This is a genomic window from Xanthomonas sp. NCPPB 3582, assembly GCF_041475735.2.
GTDB classification, from domain to species: domain Bacteria; phylum Pseudomonadota; class Gammaproteobacteria; order Xanthomonadales; family Xanthomonadaceae; genus Xanthomonas; species Xanthomonas codiaei.
The window spans coordinates 2,319,441-2,335,595 of the sequence record NZ_CM192968.1 but is presented as its reverse complement, the minus strand read 5'-3'; the positions used below and the strand labels follow the sequence as shown (position 1 = coordinate 2,335,595).

The window sequence follows — 16,155 nt, the reverse complement described above, 5'->3', positions numbered from 1 at the left end:
GCAGATGCAGAGCCGATCTACGATACAAGCTCGAGGCTTAAGGAGCGCATGGGCTTCTTGCATCTGCTCCGATGATCAGTCGGAAGACATAACGCTGTTATGCGGCCATGTCCAGATACAAGGAGCGCACCCGGGCGCGACGGGGCTTTATCGGTAACGCTCCCGTCGCGCCCGGGTGCGCTCCTACACGACGCGGCCTGTTCGCTCCGGCTAGCCGGTTTCACCCGGCGCGAAGGCCTCGATCGACAAGGCATGGATATCGGTCTGCATCATCTCGCCGACGGCGGCGTAGACCGCCCGATGGCGCGCCAGCGGCGGCTTGCCGGCAAACACGGCACTGACCACCCGCACATTGAAATGCCCGCGCCCATCGCGCGCGCCGGCGTGGCCGGCATGCCGGTGGCTGTCGTCCACCACCTCCAGTTCGGTGGGCGCCAGCGCCGCCTGCAGGGCCACGCGGATCCGCTCGACCCGGCTCATGGCAGCACCCGCCGGAACGGCCGGACCTCGGTGCGCGCATATACGCCCGCTTCCACATAGGGATCGGCATCGGCCCAGGCACGCGCCTGCTCCAGCGCATCGAATTCGGCAATCACCACACTGCCGCTGAAGCCGGCCGGACCCGGATCCTCTGCATCGATGGCCGGGCATGGCCCCGCCACCAGCAGCCTGCCGGCCGCGGCCAGCGCCTGCAGACGCGCCAGATGCGCCGGTCGCGCCTGTTGCCGCGCGGCCAGCGCATCGGCCCGGTCATAGCCTTCGATTACGTACCACACACGCCACCTCATCCAGGACTTGGAGATCACCGCGGGATTCTAGCCGGCCCGGCGCTGGACACCGCCCCCGCGCACGCATTACCCTTGGCACCACTGCACACGCAACCGGACGCAGCGGCCCGTCGGCACAGGCTCAACGCTCTTCCCGACGACCGATTCGCTGCCCACCGCCGGCCCGCGTAGACGACCTCCTCGCTGTTCCGTCGCCGCATGCCACGCGGCGCCTGCTTGCATGTGGATTGGCGAATGTAGATATGTGGGATCGTGCCGGCGCAGGCACGACATTGATCGCAATAACTCAAGGCAAAGCCCTGCAGGCGCGGCTCAAGACCGCGGCCGGCGACCGTAAGACCCGATGTCGACCTGATGAATTCCGAACTCGCGCACGTCGCGACTCCGCCAGCCACGAGCGCGCCGCCACAGCAGCAGGAAATGCCGCTGGCGGTGGTGCATGGGCAACCGGTGCTGCAGATCCCGCAGGATCTGTATATCCCGCCGGATGCGCTGGAAGTCATCCTGGATGCCTTCGAAGGTCCGCTGGACCTGCTGCTGTACCTGATCCGCCGGCAGAACCTGGACATCCTGGACATCCCCGTCGCCGAGATCACCCGGCAGTACGTGGACTACATCAACGTGATGCAGGAGCTGCGCTTCGAACTGGCGGCCGAATACCTGGTGATGGCTGCGATCCTGGCCGAGATCAAATCGCGCATGCTGTTGCCGCGCCCGCCCAGCCAGGATGGCGAAGAAGAAGACCCGCGCGCCGAGCTGGTACGCCGCCTGCAGGAATACGAGCGCTTCAAGCAGGCCGCCGAGGATCTGGACAGCCTGCCGCGCATGGGCCGCGACAGCGCGCCGGTGCAGGCGCATCTGCCCGAGCGCGCCGCAGTCAAGCTGCCGCCGCCGGTGGAACTGAAAGAAATGCTGATGGCGCTGTACGACGTGCTCAAACGCGCCGAGCTGTTCAGCGGCCACGCGATCAAGCGCGAGGCGCTGAGCGTGCGCCAGCGTATGGGCGATGTGCTCGGCCGCCTGGACGACGGCAAGTTCTACCGTTTCGAATCGCTGTTCACCGCCGAGGAAGGCAAGCTCGGCGTGCTGGTCACCTTCCTGGCGCTGCTCGAATTGGCCAAGGAGCAGTTGCTGGACATCGTGCAGGAAGCGCCGCTGGCGCCGATCTACGTGAAGTCGCTGGCGTTGGGAAATACCAATGCGCCGCTGCAATTCTCCAGCGAATTCGATGACAGCGATGCTGCCAACGAACCTACCTGAAGCCGATCGCCGAATGGATCAAGCGCTGATCACCCGCATCATCGAAGCCGCCCTGTTGGCGAGCAGCCAGCCGCTGACGCTGGCGCAGCTGCAGGGCCTGTTTCCCGAAGAAGAGCCGGCACCGCCCGGCAGCGTCGAGCGCGCGCTGGAGCTGCTACGCGAAGGCTGCGCCGAGCGCGGCGTGGAACTGGTCGAGGTGGCCTCCGGCTTCCGCTTCCAGGTCAAGGCCGATGTACATGGCTGGGTGGCACGGCTGTGGACCGAGCGCCGCACCAAGTACACCCGTGCCACGCTGGAAACCCTGGCGCTGATCGCCTATCGCCAGCCGATCACCCGCGGCGAGATCGAGCAGGTGCGCGGCGTGGCGGTCAGCAGCAACATCATCCAGGCGCTGGAAGAACGCGAATGGATCCGCGTGGTCGGCCACCGCGACGTGCCCGGCAAGCCGGCGCTGTTCGGCACCACCAAGGGCTTTCTGGATTACTTCGGGCTCAAGCGGCTGGACGAGCTGCCGCCCTTGTCCGAGCTGAAGGACATCGCCGAGCTGGAGCCGCAGCTGCCGCTGGACCGCGATGGCCAGCTGGACGGCGCAGTGCCGGCATCGGCATCGCTGCAGGCCGACCAGGACGAAGCGGATGCCGATGCGGCCGATGACGCAGCCGGCGGCGATACGGATGCAGATGCCGCGATGGGCGGGGCTTCCTCGACGGCAGATGCCGGCGCCACCCCGGCTGAGTCCACCGACAACGCCGCCGCACCGGCCGATGAAGAGAACGCCGCCCCTGCCGATAACGGCAGCGAGGCCGACGACGCCATCGAAGGCGCTGCAGCGCAGCCCGGCAGCGCAGCAGATGGCACGCTGGACCGCGAGCAAGACCCGCACCGGCACGACGCCGGCAGCCGCGACCACCGCGATGCCGACGAGCCGCACCCCGGCACACCGCAGCACCCCGAGCCCGCCTCGGCGCAGGACCCGAACACGCAACACCCCGATGCCGCCCGCGAGGGCGACCCCGACACCGCGCCGGGCACGCGCGCGGATGCAGCGAACGAAGACGAAGACAACGCCGTCGCGACGACGACCGTGGCTGTTGACGAAGCCGATTCCGACCCAGAGGCCGACCCGCAACGCGTCGGCCGGAGCCAGACACATGAGTGACACCCCCCGCAAGCTGTCGTTGAACAAGCTTTCCCTCAAGCGCGACAGCGCGCCCGAAGCGCCCAAGCTGGAAGAGCGCCTGCACAAGGTACTGGCCCAGGCCGGCCTGGGTTCGCGCCGCGCGCTGGAGCAGCGCATCGCCGACGGCCTGATCAAGGTCAATGGCGCCGTCGCGCAGACCGGCATGTCGGTGCGCAGCGGCGACAAGATCGAACTGGACGGCCGCAGCTTCGTGGCCAGCGCGCTGACCGAACCTTCGCGCGTGCTGATCTACAACAAGCCCGAAGGCGAAGTGACCACGCGCGAAGATCCCGAAGGCCGCCCGACCGTGTTCGAGTCGTTGCCGGCACTGAAGGGCTCGCGCTGGATCGCCATCGGCCGCCTGGACATCAACACCACCGGCCTGCTGCTGCTCACCACCGATGGCGAGCTGGCCAACGCGATGATGCATCCCTCCTACGAGGTCGAGCGCGAGTACGTGGTGCGCGTGCGCGCCCCGGAAGGCGAGGAAAAAGTCTCCGACGCCATCATCGAGCGCCTGTCGCGCGGCGTGTTGCTGGAAGACGGCGGCGCCAAGTTCGACGAGATCGAACGCATCGGCGGCACCGATTCGCACGACTGGTTCCGCGTGGTGGTCAAGGAAGGCCGCAACCGCGAAGTGCGCCGCCTGTGGGAATCGCAGGGCTGCCAGGTCAGCCGCCTCAAGCGCAGCCGCTACGGCAAGATCTCGCTGCCGCGCGAACTGCTGCGCGGGCAGTCGGTGGAAGTGGCGCAGGACAAGGTCGACGCGCTGCGCGCCGAACTCAAGCTGGAAGAAGGCGCGCCCTCGGCGCTGACCCTGCAGCCGGTGATCGGCCAGCGCCGCGCCGCCAAGTCCACCGTGCATGTCGCGCGCGATGGCGGCCGCAGCAATGCCTACGTCAATGGGCAGACCTCCGGTGCTGATGAAGGGCGCGAACTGCGCCGCTTCGACAATTTCCGCGAAGACCGCGGCGGCCGCGGTCGCGGCAAGCCCGGTGGTTTCAAGGGCGGCCTGACCGTCAGTGGCGAAGCCGCGGCCAAGCAATCGCAGCAGCGCCCGTTCAAGCAGCGTGGCCCGGCCAAGGGCGACCGCTCGTTGCCGGACGGCAACCCGGCCGCGTTCCGCAGCTGGTACGTGCCCGATGGCGTGAGCACCGGCCCGAGCGGTCATCGCAATGCCGGCCCCGGTGGCAACGGCACCGGCCAGACGCGCCCGTATGCCAAGAAGGGCCCGGGCGGTGCACGTCCGGGTGCCGGCGGACAGGGCCGCGGCGGTGCCGGTGGTCAGGGCCAGTCGCAGGGCCAAGGCCAGGGGCAGCGCAAGCATCCCTACGGCCATCCGGGCAATGCGCCGATCTTCCCGTCCGACCACGCCACTCCGGGCTTCAATCCGTATGGGGCAGCACGTCCCGCCGGTCGCCCCAGCGGCGGTCGTCCGGGTCCGGGCGGCAACCGCGGCCCGGCCTCGGCCAATCGTGGTCCGGGTGGTCCGGGTGGCGGCGCGCGTGGCCCCGGTGGTCCCGGCGGCGCCCCGCGTGGCCCGGGCGGCCGTCCGCCGGGCGGCGGCAACCGTCGCCCGCCCGGTGGCGGCAATCGCGGTCGCTAAGGCCTGCGGCGGACACCTGCAATAAAAAAACGGCCCTGCAAAGGGCCGTTTTCATAAGCGCCTGCCGGCGGCCTGACAGCAGATCGAGTGCCACGAGCCAGGACTGCAGCAAGCCTGCCTGCACTTGTTACTCGACGATCATGGCATCGGGCAAGCGGCAGGTACCGCCTCATCGCAGCACGCGCGCCCGCAGACGCGCGTTCCTGATGGCGTGCTTTACTTGCGGCGCTCGATCACGAAGTTGCCGACGTTGACGCCCAGGTCCACACCCTCGCCGGTGCCGGCCAGCGCCAGCGAGATGTCGCCCTTGGTGACCACCTGTGCGGTGCTGGACTTCACCACGCCTGCGTGCGCTTCGGCCGCCGCGTAGGTGCCGAACAGATCGTCCAGGCTGTAGGCGCCGGAGAACGTGCCACGGCCACCGGTGATCTTGGACTTGCCCACGGTCAGACCGCCGCCCTTGCTGGAGATCTTGACCGGAATTACCGCACCGTTGTCGCACTTGATGGTGCCGGTGCCGCTGGCGGTCTTGTAGAACACCGACCACCCGGACAGGTTGAACGAGAGCTGGCAGTCGATATTGCCGGCGGCCTGCGCCTGCGGAGCCAGCGTTGCCGCGCCGAGCAGCGCGAGAAGAGACAGGGACTTGATCATGTGTGCGGTGCCGGTGGTGGAAGTGGCGCGAGACTAGCAGCGCCGATGTGGCAGCCGCGACAACGCCCACCGACCTACGCGACGGCTGTTCAGCCCAGCATTAGCTGGCCGCGTGCGGTGTCGGCACCGCTGCAAATCGCACCCCCGGCATGGGATCATGCCGGCATGTCACGCCCTGCCCTCCTGCTGTTTGCCGCCGCCCTGGTGTCGCCGTTTGCGCATTGCGCCGAGGCCATTCCCACCCAGGCCTATACCGTGGTGCGCAGTTATCCGCACGACACCACCGCCTTCACCGAAGGCCTGTTCTATCGCGATGGGTATCTCTACGAAAGCACCGGCGAGCTGGGCCAGTCGCGAGTGCGCAAGGTCGAGTTGGATACCGGCCGGGTGTTACAGCAGGCGCAGACACCGCTTCCCTACTACGGCGAAGGCATCGTGGCCTGGGACGACCGGCTGATCCAGCTGACCTGGCGCAACCAGCGCGGCTTCATCTACGACCTGGCCACGCTGACGCCACGCGGACAGTTCAGCTATCCCGGCGAGGGCTGGGCGCTGACCAGCGATGCGCACACCCTCTACATGAGCGACGGCAGCGCGCGCATCCGCAAGCTCGATCCGCAGAGCCTGAAGCAGACCGGCAGCATCGCCGTCACCGCACGCGGCCGGCCACTGGACAATCTCAACGAGCTGGAATGGGTCAAGGGCCAGCTGTTGGCCAATGTCTGGCTGACCACCCGCATCGCGCGCATCGACCCCGCCAGCGGCAAGGTCGTCGCCTGGATCGACCTCAAGGAGCTGGTGCCGGATGCGGACACCCTGACCGACCCGACCAACGACGTACTCAACGGCATCGCCTACGACGCCGAACACGACCGCCTGTTCGTCACCGGCAAGCGCTGGCCGAAGATCTATGAGATCAAGGTGGGTGAGTAGCTGGGATTGGGGATTCGGGATTGGGGATTGGTAACAGCGGGCGCGCTGATAGCCGAGCGGCAGTGGCTTGCACCAATCCCGAATCGCGAAGCCCTGATCGCGACCAGCAGCCGGGATTTGAGATTTGAGATTCGGGATTGGAGATTGGTAACAGCGGGAGCGCTGCGGCCTGGGCTGCAGTGGCTTGCACCAATCCCGAATCGCGAATCCCTATTCCCCGATCTCAAACCTATCGGCATCCAGCATCGCCGGGAACCGGGCGCGGTGGTCGGCCAGGGCGGCGGCGCTGATGGTGGTGGTGACCACCTGTTCGCGTTCGCGGATTTCCACCTGCGGCTGGCCGAGGAAATCGATCACCGCGCTGTCGCCGGCGTAGTGCAGCTGATTGCCGTCCACGCCGATGCGGTTGACCGCCGCCACGAAGCACAGGTTCTCGATCGCGCGTGCGCGCAGCAGCGTCTTCCAGGCGTAGGCACGTGCCGAAGGCCAGTTGGCGACGAACAGCTGCAGGTCGAAATCCAGCTGGCCCGGGCGCTCCACATCGAAGCGGTTGCGGCAGAACACTGGGAAGCGCAGGTCGTAGCAGACCTGCGGATTGATCCGCCAGCCCTTCCATTCCACGCAAAGACGCTCGCGTCCGGCCGCGTAGCGAAGGTGTTCGTTGCCGAAGCGGAACAGGTGGCGCTTGTCGTAGTACTGCAACGCACCGTCAGGCGTGGCCCACAACAGTCGGTTGAACACACCGTGCTCGGTGCGCAACTGCACGCTACCGGTGACCGCCGCACCCAACCGCGCCGCCTGCGTGCGCACCCAGTCCACGGTCGGCCCGTCCATGCCTTCGGCCTTGTCGATGGCGTCGTTGGAGAACCCGCTGGTGAAGGTCTCCGGCAGGATCACCAGATCGCTCTGCCCGGCCAGCGGCTCCAGCAATCCAGCGTAGTAGTCGCGATTGCCGGCCGGATCGTGCCAGCGGGTGTCGCCTTGGATCAGGGAGATGCGCAGGTCGTGCATTGAAGGCTCGGGATTCGGGAGTGGGGATTGGGGATTCGAACGGCGGGTTTCGGGTGGCTTCCTGTCATCGGCATTGTGCGAACCCGTCAACAAACGACCAACCGCCGTTGCCAATCCCCAATCCCGACTCCCGAATCCCAGCTGTTCAGAGCCTGCGCAAACGCTCGATCGCCGCATCCAGTGTCGCATCGTTCTTGGCGAAGCACAGCCGCGCCAGACGCTGACCAGCCGGGGCATTCTCGTAGAACGGCGACAACGGAATCGCGGCCACGCCCTTCTCGATCGTCAGCCACTTCACGAATTCGGTATCGGGCAGATCGCTGATCGCCGAGTAATCCACCAGCTGGAAATAGCCGCCGGGCACCGGCAGCGGCTTCAACCGCGTGGTCAGCAACTGTTCGCGGAAGCGGTCGCGCTTGGCCTGGTAGAACGCACCCAGTTGCTCGTCGTGCTCGGGCTCATCGCGGATCATCGCGGCGAAGGCGTGCTGGGCCGGGCCGAAGCTGGTGAAGGTGTTGTACTGGTGCACCTTGCGGAATTCGGCGGTGAGCGCCGGCGGGGCGATCGCATAGCCGATCTTCCAGCCGGTGCAGTGGTAGGTCTTGCCGAAGCTGGAGATCACGAAGGCGCGCTCGCGCAGTTCCGGCCAGCGCAGCACCGACTCGTGGCGGCGGCCGTCGAACACGATGTGCTCGTACACCTCGTCGGACAGCAGGAAGATCTCGGTGCCGCGCAGCAGTTCGGTCAGCGTCTGCAGGTCGTCGGCCGAGAGCATCGCGCCGGACGGGTTATGCGGCGAGTTGATCATCAGCAGGCGGATCTTGGGCGTGATCGCCGCGCGCAGCGCGTCCCAGTCCACGGCGAAGGTCTGCGGGTGCAGCGCCACATGCACCGCGCGCGCGCCGGCCAGTTCGATCGCCGGCTCGTAGCAGTCATAGGCCGGGTCCAGCACGATCACCTCTTCGCCCGCGCGCACCACCGCGTGGATGGCGTTGAAGATGGCCTCGGTGGCGCCGCTGGTGACGGTGATCTCGGTATCGGCGTCGACCTGCGCGCCGTAGCAACGCTGCGCCTTGCCGGCGATGGCCTGGCGCAGCGCGGCCACGCCGGTCATCGGCGGGTACTGGTTGTGGCCGGCGGCCATGGCCCTGGTCAGTTCGTCGACCAGCCGCTGCGGCACCGCGAAATCGGGAAAGCCCTGGCCCAGGTTGACCGCGCCGTGCTCGGCCGCCAGCTGCGACATGACGGTGAAGATGGTGGTGCCCACCTTGGGCAGCTTGGTGGTGAGGGGCATCGGGCCTGTCCGGGCAACAAACGGGGGGACCGCGAGTGTACGCAAAGCCGCCAGGCGGTTGCGCCCGAGCGATGCAAAACAGCGTTCCCGGACACATCGCCCCACCGAACGCGCCCCCGGCAGCGCGCCATCGTCGCTACAATGCGCGCCCTGCTTCACAGGGTGTCGCGCCGGTTGCCTGTTGGCGATGGCCCGGCACCTGTTCGCCCACCCCATGCCGTCCTGCGACGGGAGCCCGCTGCGCCGATGATCGAACCGCTGCACACTGCGCCCCCGCTGCTGGCGGCGCGCGCGCTGGCCTTCAGCCGCAACGAAGAGCCGGTGTTCGGCCCGCTGGATTTCCATGTGGATGCCGGCGAAGCCCTGCTGGTGCAAGGCGACAACGGCGCCGGCAAGACCACGTTGCTGCGGGTGCTGGCCGGATTGCTGCAGGTGGAGCGCGGGCAGATCCAGATCGACGGCAAGACCGCACAGCGTGGCGACCGCAGCCGCTTCATGGCCTACCTGGGCCACCTGCCCGGCCTGAAGGCCGACCTCAGCACGCTGGAGAACCTGCACTTCCTGTGCGGCCTGCATGGCCGCCGCGCCAAGCAGATGCCCGGCAGCGCGCTGGCCATCGTGGGCCTGGCCGGTTACGAGGATGCGCTGGTGCGGCAGCTCTCTGCCGGCCAGCGCAAGCGGCTGGGGCTTGCCCGGCTGTGGCTTTCGCCCGCTCCGCTGTGGCTGCTGGACGAGCCCTACGCCAACCTGGACCTGGACGGCATCACCCTGGTCAACCGGATGATTTCCGCGCACCTGCGCGGCGGTGGCGCGGCACTGGTCACCACCCACGGCGCCTACGCGGCACCGCCGGTACGCACCCGCATGCTCACCCTGGAGGCTGCGGCATGACACCGTCGCCGCAGCCTTCCTTGCTGCAAGCGGCCCGCGCGCTGGTCCGTCGCGATCTGCAATTGCTGTGGCGCCGTCGCAGTGACGCACTGCAGCCGGCGCTGTTCGCGCTGCTGATCGTGGTGCTGTTCGCGCTGGGCCTGGGCGGGCGCCCCGACTTGCTGGCACAGGCCGCACCGGCGGTGCTGTGGCTATCGGTCCTGCTGGCCGGCCTGCTGTCGTTGGATGCATTGTTCCGCAGCGACGTGGAAGATGGCTCGATGGAGCAATGGTTGCTGGCGCCGGTGCCGCTGGCCTGGTTGATCGCGGTACGCGTGCTGTTGCATTGGGCTACCAGCGCGCTGCCGTTGATTGCGGTGACGCCATTGCTGGGCGAATTGCTGCACCTGCCGCATGACCAATTGCCGGTGCTGCTGGCATCGTTGGCGCTGGGCACACCGCTTCTGAGCCTGCTCGGCGCAGTGGTCGCGGCGCTGACGGTCACCATGAAGCGCTCTGGTATTCTCGTGGCTTTGCTGGCGTTGCCGCTGTACGTGCCGGTGCTGGTGTTCGGTGCCGGCAGCGTGGCGGCCAGTGGACAAGGGCAGGATGCGGTGGGTGCGTTGTTGTTGCTGGGCGCAGGGTTGGTGATCGGCATCGTGCTGGCACCGCTGGCGGCGGCGGCGGCGATCCGGATCTCGCTCAGCTGATCGACGTTGCAGATGCGTCATCGATGGGACACCGTAGGGTGTCCGCTGGTGTCGTACCGGAAGCCGCCCCCATGCACAGAGCCATCGCCATGCCAAGAGCCATCGCCATCGCATGAACGTCGTCGTCCGCTGGTTCCACCAACTCGCCTCGCCCCCGATCTTCGACCGTTTCACCGCGCGCTGGGCCCCCTGGTGCTACGCGCTGGCTGCGCTGTTGCTGGGCGCGGGGATCTGGCAGGCCCTGTTCGCGGTGCCGGCCGACTACCAGCAGGGCGACAGCTTCCGCATTCTGTATATCCACGTGCCCAGCGCGTGGATGAGCCTGTTCGTGTTCGGCCTGATGGCGCTGTACGCGGCCATTGCGCTGATCTGGCGCATCAAGGTATGCGAGATCCTGGCGATGGCGTGCGCACCGATCGGCGCGGCGTTCACCGTAATCACCCTGCTCACCGGCAGCATCTGGGGCAAGCCGATGTGGGGCGCCTGGTGGGACTGGGACCCGCGCCTGACCACCGAATTGATCCTGCTGTTCCTGTATCTGGGCGTGATCGGCCTGTACCACGCCATCGACGACCGCCGTCAGGCGGCACGCGCGGCCGGCTTGCTGGCGATCGTGGGGGTGGTGCTGTTGCCGGTGATCCGCTATTCGGTGGTCTGGTGGAATTCGCTGCACCAGGGCCAGAGCATCCGCCTGTTCGGCCCATCGACCATCGATGCCAGCATGTTGCTGCCGTTGTGGCTGATGGTGATCGGCACCAAATTCTGGTTTGCCGGGTCGCTGCTCACCCGCGCGCGCGCCGACAACCTGCGCCGCGAGGCTGGCAAGGCCTGGATCGTGCGTGAGCCGCAGGACACTGCCGCATGAGCTATCTGCCGTATGTCATCGCCGCCTACGCCGTGTTCGTGCTGGTGCTGCTGTGGGACCTGATCGCCGGCCGTTGGCAGGTGCGTCGCGCATTGAAGACCGCCCAGGCGCGCCGCCTGCGCGAGCGCAAGCGCACCCTGCCCAGCGATGCGGAGTTGCGCCGATGAACCCGCAACGGCGCCGCCGCCTGTGGCTGGTGCTCGCGCTGGTGCTGGCCGGCGGACTGGCGACCACGCTGGTGGCAATGGCCCTGCAGCGCAACGTGGCGTATCTGTACACGCCCTCGGAAGTGCTGCGCGGCGATGCCGGCGAACATGCGCGCTTCCGGCTCGGCGGCATGGTGGAAAAAGGCTCGTTCAAACGCGCCTCCGGCTCGCTGGAAGCGCAGTTCCGCGTCACCGATGGCGATGCGCAGCTGCCGGTGCGCTACGACCGCATCCTGCCCGACCTGTTCCGCGAGGGTCAGGCGGTGGTGGCGACAGGCCGCATGCAGCAGGGCGTATTCGTGGCCGAAGACGTGCTGGCCAAGCACGATGAAACCTATATGCCCAAGGAAGTGGCCGACAAGATGGGCGATGCGCATCGCAAGCATCGGGTGGAGGGGCCGCAGTGAGGCGCCTCGGGACTGGGGACCCGGGACCGGGGACCCGGGAAAGGCGCGTTATCGCGAGCGCAGGCCTGCCAGCAGTAGCTTGTCGCGCGCGTCTCGGCGAAGCCACAGACCTGAATGTCCCCCGCCCCCCGGTCCCCGGCCCCGGCGCTCACGAACACCACGCTGCCTTCAGAAACCGCGCAACGGTTGCTCCCCGCAGGCATCTCAGCCGCGTCAGAAACCCTGCTTTCCCCGGGTCCCCGATCCCCGGTCCCCGGTCCCGGCTCCCCCATGCTTCCTGAGCTCGGCACCTTCCTGCTGGTCCTGGCCTTGCTGGTCGCGCTGGTGCAGGCCGCCTTGCCGCTGGCCGGCGCACAACGCGGGCATGCCAGCTGGATGGCGGTGGCGCGGCCGGCGGCGCTGGTGCAGCTTGGCCTGATCGCTGCGGCCTTCGCACTGCTGACGCATGCGTTTTTGGTGCAGGACTTTTCGGTGCGCTATGTGGCCGAAAACTCCAATAGCCTGTTGCCGGTGATCTACCGCTACTCGGCGGTCTGGGGCGCGCACGAAGGCTCGCTGTTGCTGTGGACGCTGGTGCTGGCGCTGTGGACCGGTGCGGTGGCGCTGTGGTCGCGGCAATTGCCGGCGCAGGTGGTGGCGCGCGTGCTCGGGGTGATGGCGCTGATCAGCGTGGGCTTCCTGGCCTTCCTGTTGTTCACCTCCAATCCGTTCGCGCGCCTGCTACCGGTGCCGCCCGAAGGCGCCGACCTCAATCCCCTGCTGCAGGACCCGGGCCTGATCATCCACCCGCCGATGTTGTACTGCGGCTATGTCGGCTTTGCGGTGCCGTTCGCCTTCGCCATCGCCGCGCTGCTGGAAGGACGCATGGACGCGCGCTGGCTGCGCTGGACCCGGCCGTGGACCAACGTGGCCTGGGCCATGCTCACCGTCGGCATCGCGCTGGGCAGTTGGTGGGCGTACTACGAGCTGGGCTGGGGCGGCTGGTGGTTCTGGGATCCGGTGGAAAACGCCAGCTTCATGCCGTGGCTGGTCGGTACCGCGCTGCTGCATTCGCAGGCGGTGACCGAAAAGCGCGGCAGCTTCGCTAGCTGGACGCTGTTGCTGGCGATCGCCGCCTTCGCGTTGTCGCTGCTGGGCACCTTCCTGGTGCGCTCGGGCGTGCTGACCAGCGTGCATTCGTTCGCCGCCGATCCGTCGCGTGGCCTCTTCATCCTGGTGTTCCTGCTGGCGGTAGTGGGCGGATCGCTGCTGCTGTACGCGCTTCGCGCACCACGCATGAACCCCGACGACGACCCGCGCCGCGCGTTCGCCGGCAGCTCGCGCGAGACGCTGCTATTGCTCAACAACCTGCTGCTGACCTGCGCCTGCGCGATGGTGCTGTTGGGCACGCTGTACCCGCTGCTGGCCGATGCGCTGGGGCTGGGCAAGCTGTCGGTGGGCCCACCCTACTTCGGCACTTTGTTTCTGGTGTTGATGGCGCCGCTGGTGGCATTGCTGCCGTTTGGCCCGCTTACGCGCTGGCAGCGCGAACAGGCCTCGCGACCGCTGGCGCTGCTGGCGCCCTGGGCCGGCCTGGCGCTGGCCGCAGGCGTGCTGGCCTGGTTCATGGCACCGCAGGGGCAGCTCAAGGCAGCCATCGGCGTCACCGGCGCGGCGTGGGTGCTGTTGGGCACACTGCGCTTCCTGTGGACGCGGCGTGCCGCCAAGGGCCGGCGCTTCACCGCCGAAATGCTGGGCATGGCGCTGGCGCACCTGGGAGTGGCGGTCTTCCTGGCCGGCGCGCTGCTGGTGGAATCGCTGAGCCTGCAGCGCGAGATCGCATTGGCACCCGGCCAGCAGATAGCGATCGGGCGTTATGCCCTGCACTTCGACGACCTGGAAGAAGTGCGCGGGCCGAACTACCTGTCCGATCGCGCCAACCTGCAGGTGTTCAAGGACGATGTGCCGGTTGGCAGGCTGCATGCGGAAAAACGCCGCTATGCCAGCGGCGGGCAGACCCTGACCGAGGCGGCGATCCGCCCTGGCCCGTTCGGCGACCTGTATGTCGCCCTTGGCGAACCGCTGGGCAACCAGGCCTGGGCGGTGCGCGTCCACCTCAAGCCGTTCGTGCGCTGGATCTGGCTGGGAGCGCTGCTGATGGCGCTCGGCGGCCTGGTCACCGCGGCCGACCGGCGTTTTCGTCGTCCTGCGGAGATCCAAGATGTCTGAGTCGCGTTCGCCCCGCCTGCCCACTGCGGTTCTCGTGGGCGCCATCGTGCTGTTGCTCGCCCTGGCGGCACTATTGGTCTATGCGGTGGTGCGCTCGGGCCAGGACGATCGCGATGCCCTGCCCTCGGCGCTGATCGGCAAGCCGGCGCCGGAGTTCGCGCTGCCGTTGCTGCACGACCCCAGCATCGTGGTGCACGCGCGCGAGCTGCGCGGCGCGCCCTACATCATCAATGTCTGGGGCAGCTGGTGCCCGGCCTGCCGCGAAGAACACCCGGTGCTGAGCAAGTTCGCGCTGACCAAGCGGGTGCGCGTGATCGGCTACAACTGGAAGGACGAGCGCGCCGACGCCCTGCGCTGGCTCGAGCAATTGGGCAACCCGTACCTGCTGGTGGTGGCCGACACCGACGGGCGCACCGCCATCGACTTCGGCATTGCGGCGGCGCCGGAAACCTTCCTGGTCGACGGGCGCGGCGTGGTGCGCTGGAAATACAGCGGCATGCTCACCCAGTCCATCATCGACACCCAGCTGATTCCGGCATTGAGCCGGATCGAACGCTCGCCCAGCGCCGCCCCGGATCTGCACGCCAAGCCATGAGCCGCACCTGGCTGCTGACGCTGCTGCTGTTGCCCTGGCTGGCCGTGGCACAGCCGGTGGGCGACCATGCGCCGCTGCACTACCGTTCCGCCGCCGAGGAGGCGCGCTTCCACGCGCTGACCGCAGAGCTGCGCTGCGTGCAATGCCAGAACCAGTCGCTGGCCGATTCCAACGCGCAGATTGCGCAGGATCTGCGCCGCGAAGTGCTGGCGCTGATGCAACAGGGCCGCAGCGATGCGCAGATCCGTGAGTTCCTGGTCGCGCGCTACGGGCAATTCGTGCTGTACCGACCGCAGGTGGAATCGCGCACCTGGTTGCTGTGGTTTGGCCCGTTGCTGGTCCTACTGCTGGGCGGCACGGCGGTGGTCATGCTGGTACGCCGCCGCAGCGCCGCCGCGCCCGCGCTGCCGCCCGACGAGCAGGAGTGGTGATGGTCGGTTTCGTGATTGCGGTGGTGGCCATTGCACTGCTGGCCTTTGGAGTGGTGCTACGGCCGCTGTGGCGGCAGGCGCGCGGGCTGGCCGCCAGCATGGCGGCGCTGCTAATGGGTGCCAGCGCGGCCTTGTACTGGCTGGTGGGCACGCCGGGCGCGATCGAACTGGCCGCCAACCGCCCCGAGACACCACGCACGCTGGACGAGGCCATCGTGCAGCTGCGCGCAGCCCTGGCGCGCAATCCCGACCAGGCCGAAGGCTGGGTGTTGCTGGGACGTTCGCTCTCCAGCCAGCAGAAATTCGCCGAGGCACGCGATGCGTTCGCGCGCGCGGTGGCGCTACGGCCGGATGAACCCGACGTGCTGGTGGCAGCCGCGCAGGCGCGCATGCTCGCCGACGACAGCGGCCGCCCGGATCCGCAGGCGCTGCGCCTGCTCGAGCATGCGCTCAGCGTGCAGCCGGACCACCAGCGCGCACGCTGGTTCCTGGGCGTGGTGCAGCGCCAGGCCGGCCAGCCAGCCCAGGCCAGCGCGACCTGGGAACCATTGCTGCAGGTGGTCGACGCCAGCACCCGCCCCGGCCTGCTCGAACAGATCAACGCCGCCCGCCAGGAAGCCGGGCTGGCAGCGTTGCCGGCAGCGGCCACGAGCGGCGCCGATGCGGCGGCCGGCAAACGCATCAGCGTGCGCATCGCGCTGGATGCGGAATTCGCCAAACGCACCGCGCTGCCCGGCGATACCAGCGTGTTCGTGATCGCCCGCGCGGCCGACACCCCGATGCCGGTGGCGGTGGAAAAACACGCCCTCAGCGAACTGCCGCTGACCATCACCCTGGACGACGGCGACAGCCCGATGCCCACCCGCGCCCTATCGTCATTGGACAACGTGCAGGTGCTTGCGCGGCTGTCGCGCAGCGGCAACGCCATGCGCCAGGCCGACGATGTAGAAAGCACGCCGGTCACCGTGCAACTGCCGCCCAACGCCCCTGTGGAGCTGGTGATCGGACGCTGACCACAAGCGATTGCGCGTACAGCAGCCGCCACGGCATTCACGGTTCCGCAGCCTGCCTTCGCCCTGGCCACGACAGCACGGCCAGCAGCTACTCTCTACTACCAAATCCCGAATCTCGATTCTC

Annotated in this window: 18 protein-coding genes; 13 read left to right on the top strand and 5 right to left on the bottom strand. The window is 68.0% G+C overall.

Annotated elements, in window-relative coordinates; all coding sequences use genetic code 11:
- Window positions 1–210 precede the first annotated feature (210 nt).
- Together ACCQ05_RS09910 and ACCQ05_RS09905 are read right to left on the bottom strand one after the other, a co-directional pair.
- The gene (locus ACCQ05_RS09910) at window positions 211–480 is read right to left on the bottom strand and encodes a BolA family protein (RefSeq protein WP_228961517.1); all 270 of its coding nucleotides are present in this window, start codon (window positions 478–480) and stop codon (window positions 211–213) included.
- Window positions 477–776 (bottom strand): YciI family protein, encoded by a 300-nt coding sequence (locus tag ACCQ05_RS09905; RefSeq protein WP_228961518.1) that lies wholly within the window; start codon window positions 774–776, stop codon window positions 477–479. The genes ACCQ05_RS09910 and ACCQ05_RS09905 overlap by 4 nt, the downstream gene beginning before the upstream one ends.
- A 366-nt stretch (window positions 777–1,142) precedes the next feature.
- Here ACCQ05_RS09905 and ACCQ05_RS09900 point away from each other — a divergent pair, with 366 nt between their 5' ends.
- The 3 genes from ACCQ05_RS09900 to ACCQ05_RS09890 are packed head-to-tail and all read left to right on the top strand — an operon-like array spanning window position 1,143 to window position 4,834.
- Window positions 1,143–2,048, top strand: coding sequence for a segregation and condensation protein A (locus ACCQ05_RS09900; protein ID WP_372393661.1), 906 nt, complete (start codon window positions 1,143–1,145; stop codon window positions 2,046–2,048).
- Window positions 1,987–3,207: an SMC-Scp complex subunit ScpB gene (gene scpB / locus ACCQ05_RS09895; RefSeq protein WP_372393660.1), complete on the top strand. Its 1,221-nt coding sequence runs from the start codon at window positions 1,987–1,989 to the stop codon at window positions 3,205–3,207. Before ACCQ05_RS09900 ends, scpB begins: the two co-directional genes overlap by 62 nt.
- Window positions 3,200–4,834 (top strand): pseudouridine synthase, encoded by a 1,635-nt coding sequence (locus ACCQ05_RS09890; protein ID WP_228961520.1) that lies wholly within the window; start codon window positions 3,200–3,202, stop codon window positions 4,832–4,834. Before scpB ends, ACCQ05_RS09890 begins: the two co-directional genes overlap by 8 nt.
- Window positions 4,835–5,050: 216 nt before the next feature.
- On the opposite strand, the gene ACCQ05_RS09885 is transcribed toward ACCQ05_RS09890, so the two are convergent.
- Complete coding sequence (locus ACCQ05_RS09885) at window positions 5,051–5,488, bottom strand: hypothetical protein (protein ID WP_228961521.1); 438 nt, start codon at window positions 5,486–5,488, stop codon at window positions 5,051–5,053.
- 165 nt (window positions 5,489–5,653) lie between these two features.
- Here ACCQ05_RS09885 and ACCQ05_RS09880 point away from each other — a divergent pair, with 165 nt between their 5' ends.
- Window positions 5,654–6,421 (top strand): glutaminyl-peptide cyclotransferase, encoded by a 768-nt coding sequence (locus tag ACCQ05_RS09880; protein ID WP_372393659.1) that lies wholly within the window; start codon window positions 5,654–5,656, stop codon window positions 6,419–6,421.
- Window positions 6,422–6,631: 210 nt separating this feature from the next.
- Here ACCQ05_RS09880 and ACCQ05_RS09875 read toward each other — a convergent pair whose 3' ends face one another.
- Together ACCQ05_RS09875 and ACCQ05_RS09870 are read right to left on the bottom strand one after the other, a co-directional pair.
- Window positions 6,632–7,432: an amidohydrolase gene (locus ACCQ05_RS09875; RefSeq protein WP_372393658.1), complete on the bottom strand. Its 801-nt coding sequence runs from the start codon at window positions 7,430–7,432 to the stop codon at window positions 6,632–6,634.
- Between the two features lie 145 nt (window positions 7,433–7,577).
- Complete coding sequence (locus ACCQ05_RS09870; RefSeq protein ID WP_228961523.1) at window positions 7,578–8,726, bottom strand: pyridoxal phosphate-dependent aminotransferase; 1,149 nt, start codon at window positions 8,724–8,726, stop codon at window positions 7,578–7,580.
- Between the two features lie 246 nt (window positions 8,727–8,972).
- Between ACCQ05_RS09870 and ccmA the strand changes: the two genes are divergently transcribed.
- The 9 genes from ccmA (at window position 8,973) to ACCQ05_RS09825 (ending at window position 16,031) form a co-directional block, all read left to right on the top strand.
- Window positions 8,973–9,617, top strand: a complete 645-nt coding sequence (gene ccmA / locus ACCQ05_RS09865) for a heme ABC exporter ATP-binding protein CcmA (RefSeq protein WP_104540231.1) — start codon at window positions 8,973–8,975, stop codon at window positions 9,615–9,617.
- Window positions 9,614–10,306 (top strand): heme exporter protein CcmB, encoded by a 693-nt coding sequence (gene ccmB / locus ACCQ05_RS09860; RefSeq protein WP_228961524.1) that lies wholly within the window; start codon window positions 9,614–9,616, stop codon window positions 10,304–10,306. Before ccmA ends, ccmB begins: the two co-directional genes overlap by 4 nt.
- A 112-nt stretch (window positions 10,307–10,418) precedes the next feature.
- Window positions 10,419–11,171, top strand: a complete 753-nt coding sequence (locus tag ACCQ05_RS09855; RefSeq protein ID WP_104540233.1) for a heme ABC transporter permease — start codon at window positions 10,419–10,421, stop codon at window positions 11,169–11,171.
- Window positions 11,168–11,338 carry a heme exporter protein CcmD gene (locus ACCQ05_RS09850; RefSeq protein WP_228961525.1) on the top strand — a complete coding sequence of 57 codons (171 nt, stop codon included), beginning with the start codon at window positions 11,168–11,170 and terminating at the stop codon, window positions 11,336–11,338. Before ACCQ05_RS09855 ends, ACCQ05_RS09850 begins: the two co-directional genes overlap by 4 nt.
- A complete protein-coding gene (ccmE, locus tag ACCQ05_RS09845) occupies window positions 11,335–11,784 on the top strand; it encodes a cytochrome c maturation protein CcmE (protein ID WP_104540235.1) in 450 nt (149 codons plus the stop codon). The genes ACCQ05_RS09850 and ccmE overlap by 4 nt, the downstream gene beginning before the upstream one ends.
- 270 nt (window positions 11,785–12,054) lie before the next feature.
- Complete coding sequence (locus tag ACCQ05_RS09840; RefSeq protein ID WP_372393656.1) at window positions 12,055–13,992, top strand: heme lyase CcmF/NrfE family subunit; 1,938 nt, start codon at window positions 12,055–12,057, stop codon at window positions 13,990–13,992.
- Window positions 13,985–14,587 (top strand): DsbE family thiol:disulfide interchange protein, encoded by a 603-nt coding sequence (locus ACCQ05_RS09835; protein ID WP_228961527.1) that lies wholly within the window; start codon window positions 13,985–13,987, stop codon window positions 14,585–14,587. Before ACCQ05_RS09840 ends, ACCQ05_RS09835 begins: the two co-directional genes overlap by 8 nt.
- Entirely contained in the window at window positions 14,584–15,018 is a 435-nt protein-coding gene (locus ACCQ05_RS09830; RefSeq protein ID WP_372393655.1) for a cytochrome c-type biogenesis protein, read from the top strand. Before ACCQ05_RS09835 ends, ACCQ05_RS09830 begins: the two co-directional genes overlap by 4 nt.
- Complete coding sequence (locus tag ACCQ05_RS09825) at window positions 15,018–16,031, top strand: tetratricopeptide repeat protein (protein WP_372393653.1); 1,014 nt, start codon at window positions 15,018–15,020, stop codon at window positions 16,029–16,031. Before ACCQ05_RS09830 ends, ACCQ05_RS09825 begins: the two co-directional genes overlap by 1 nt.
- The last annotated feature ends 124 nt before the right edge of the window (window positions 16,032–16,155 follow it).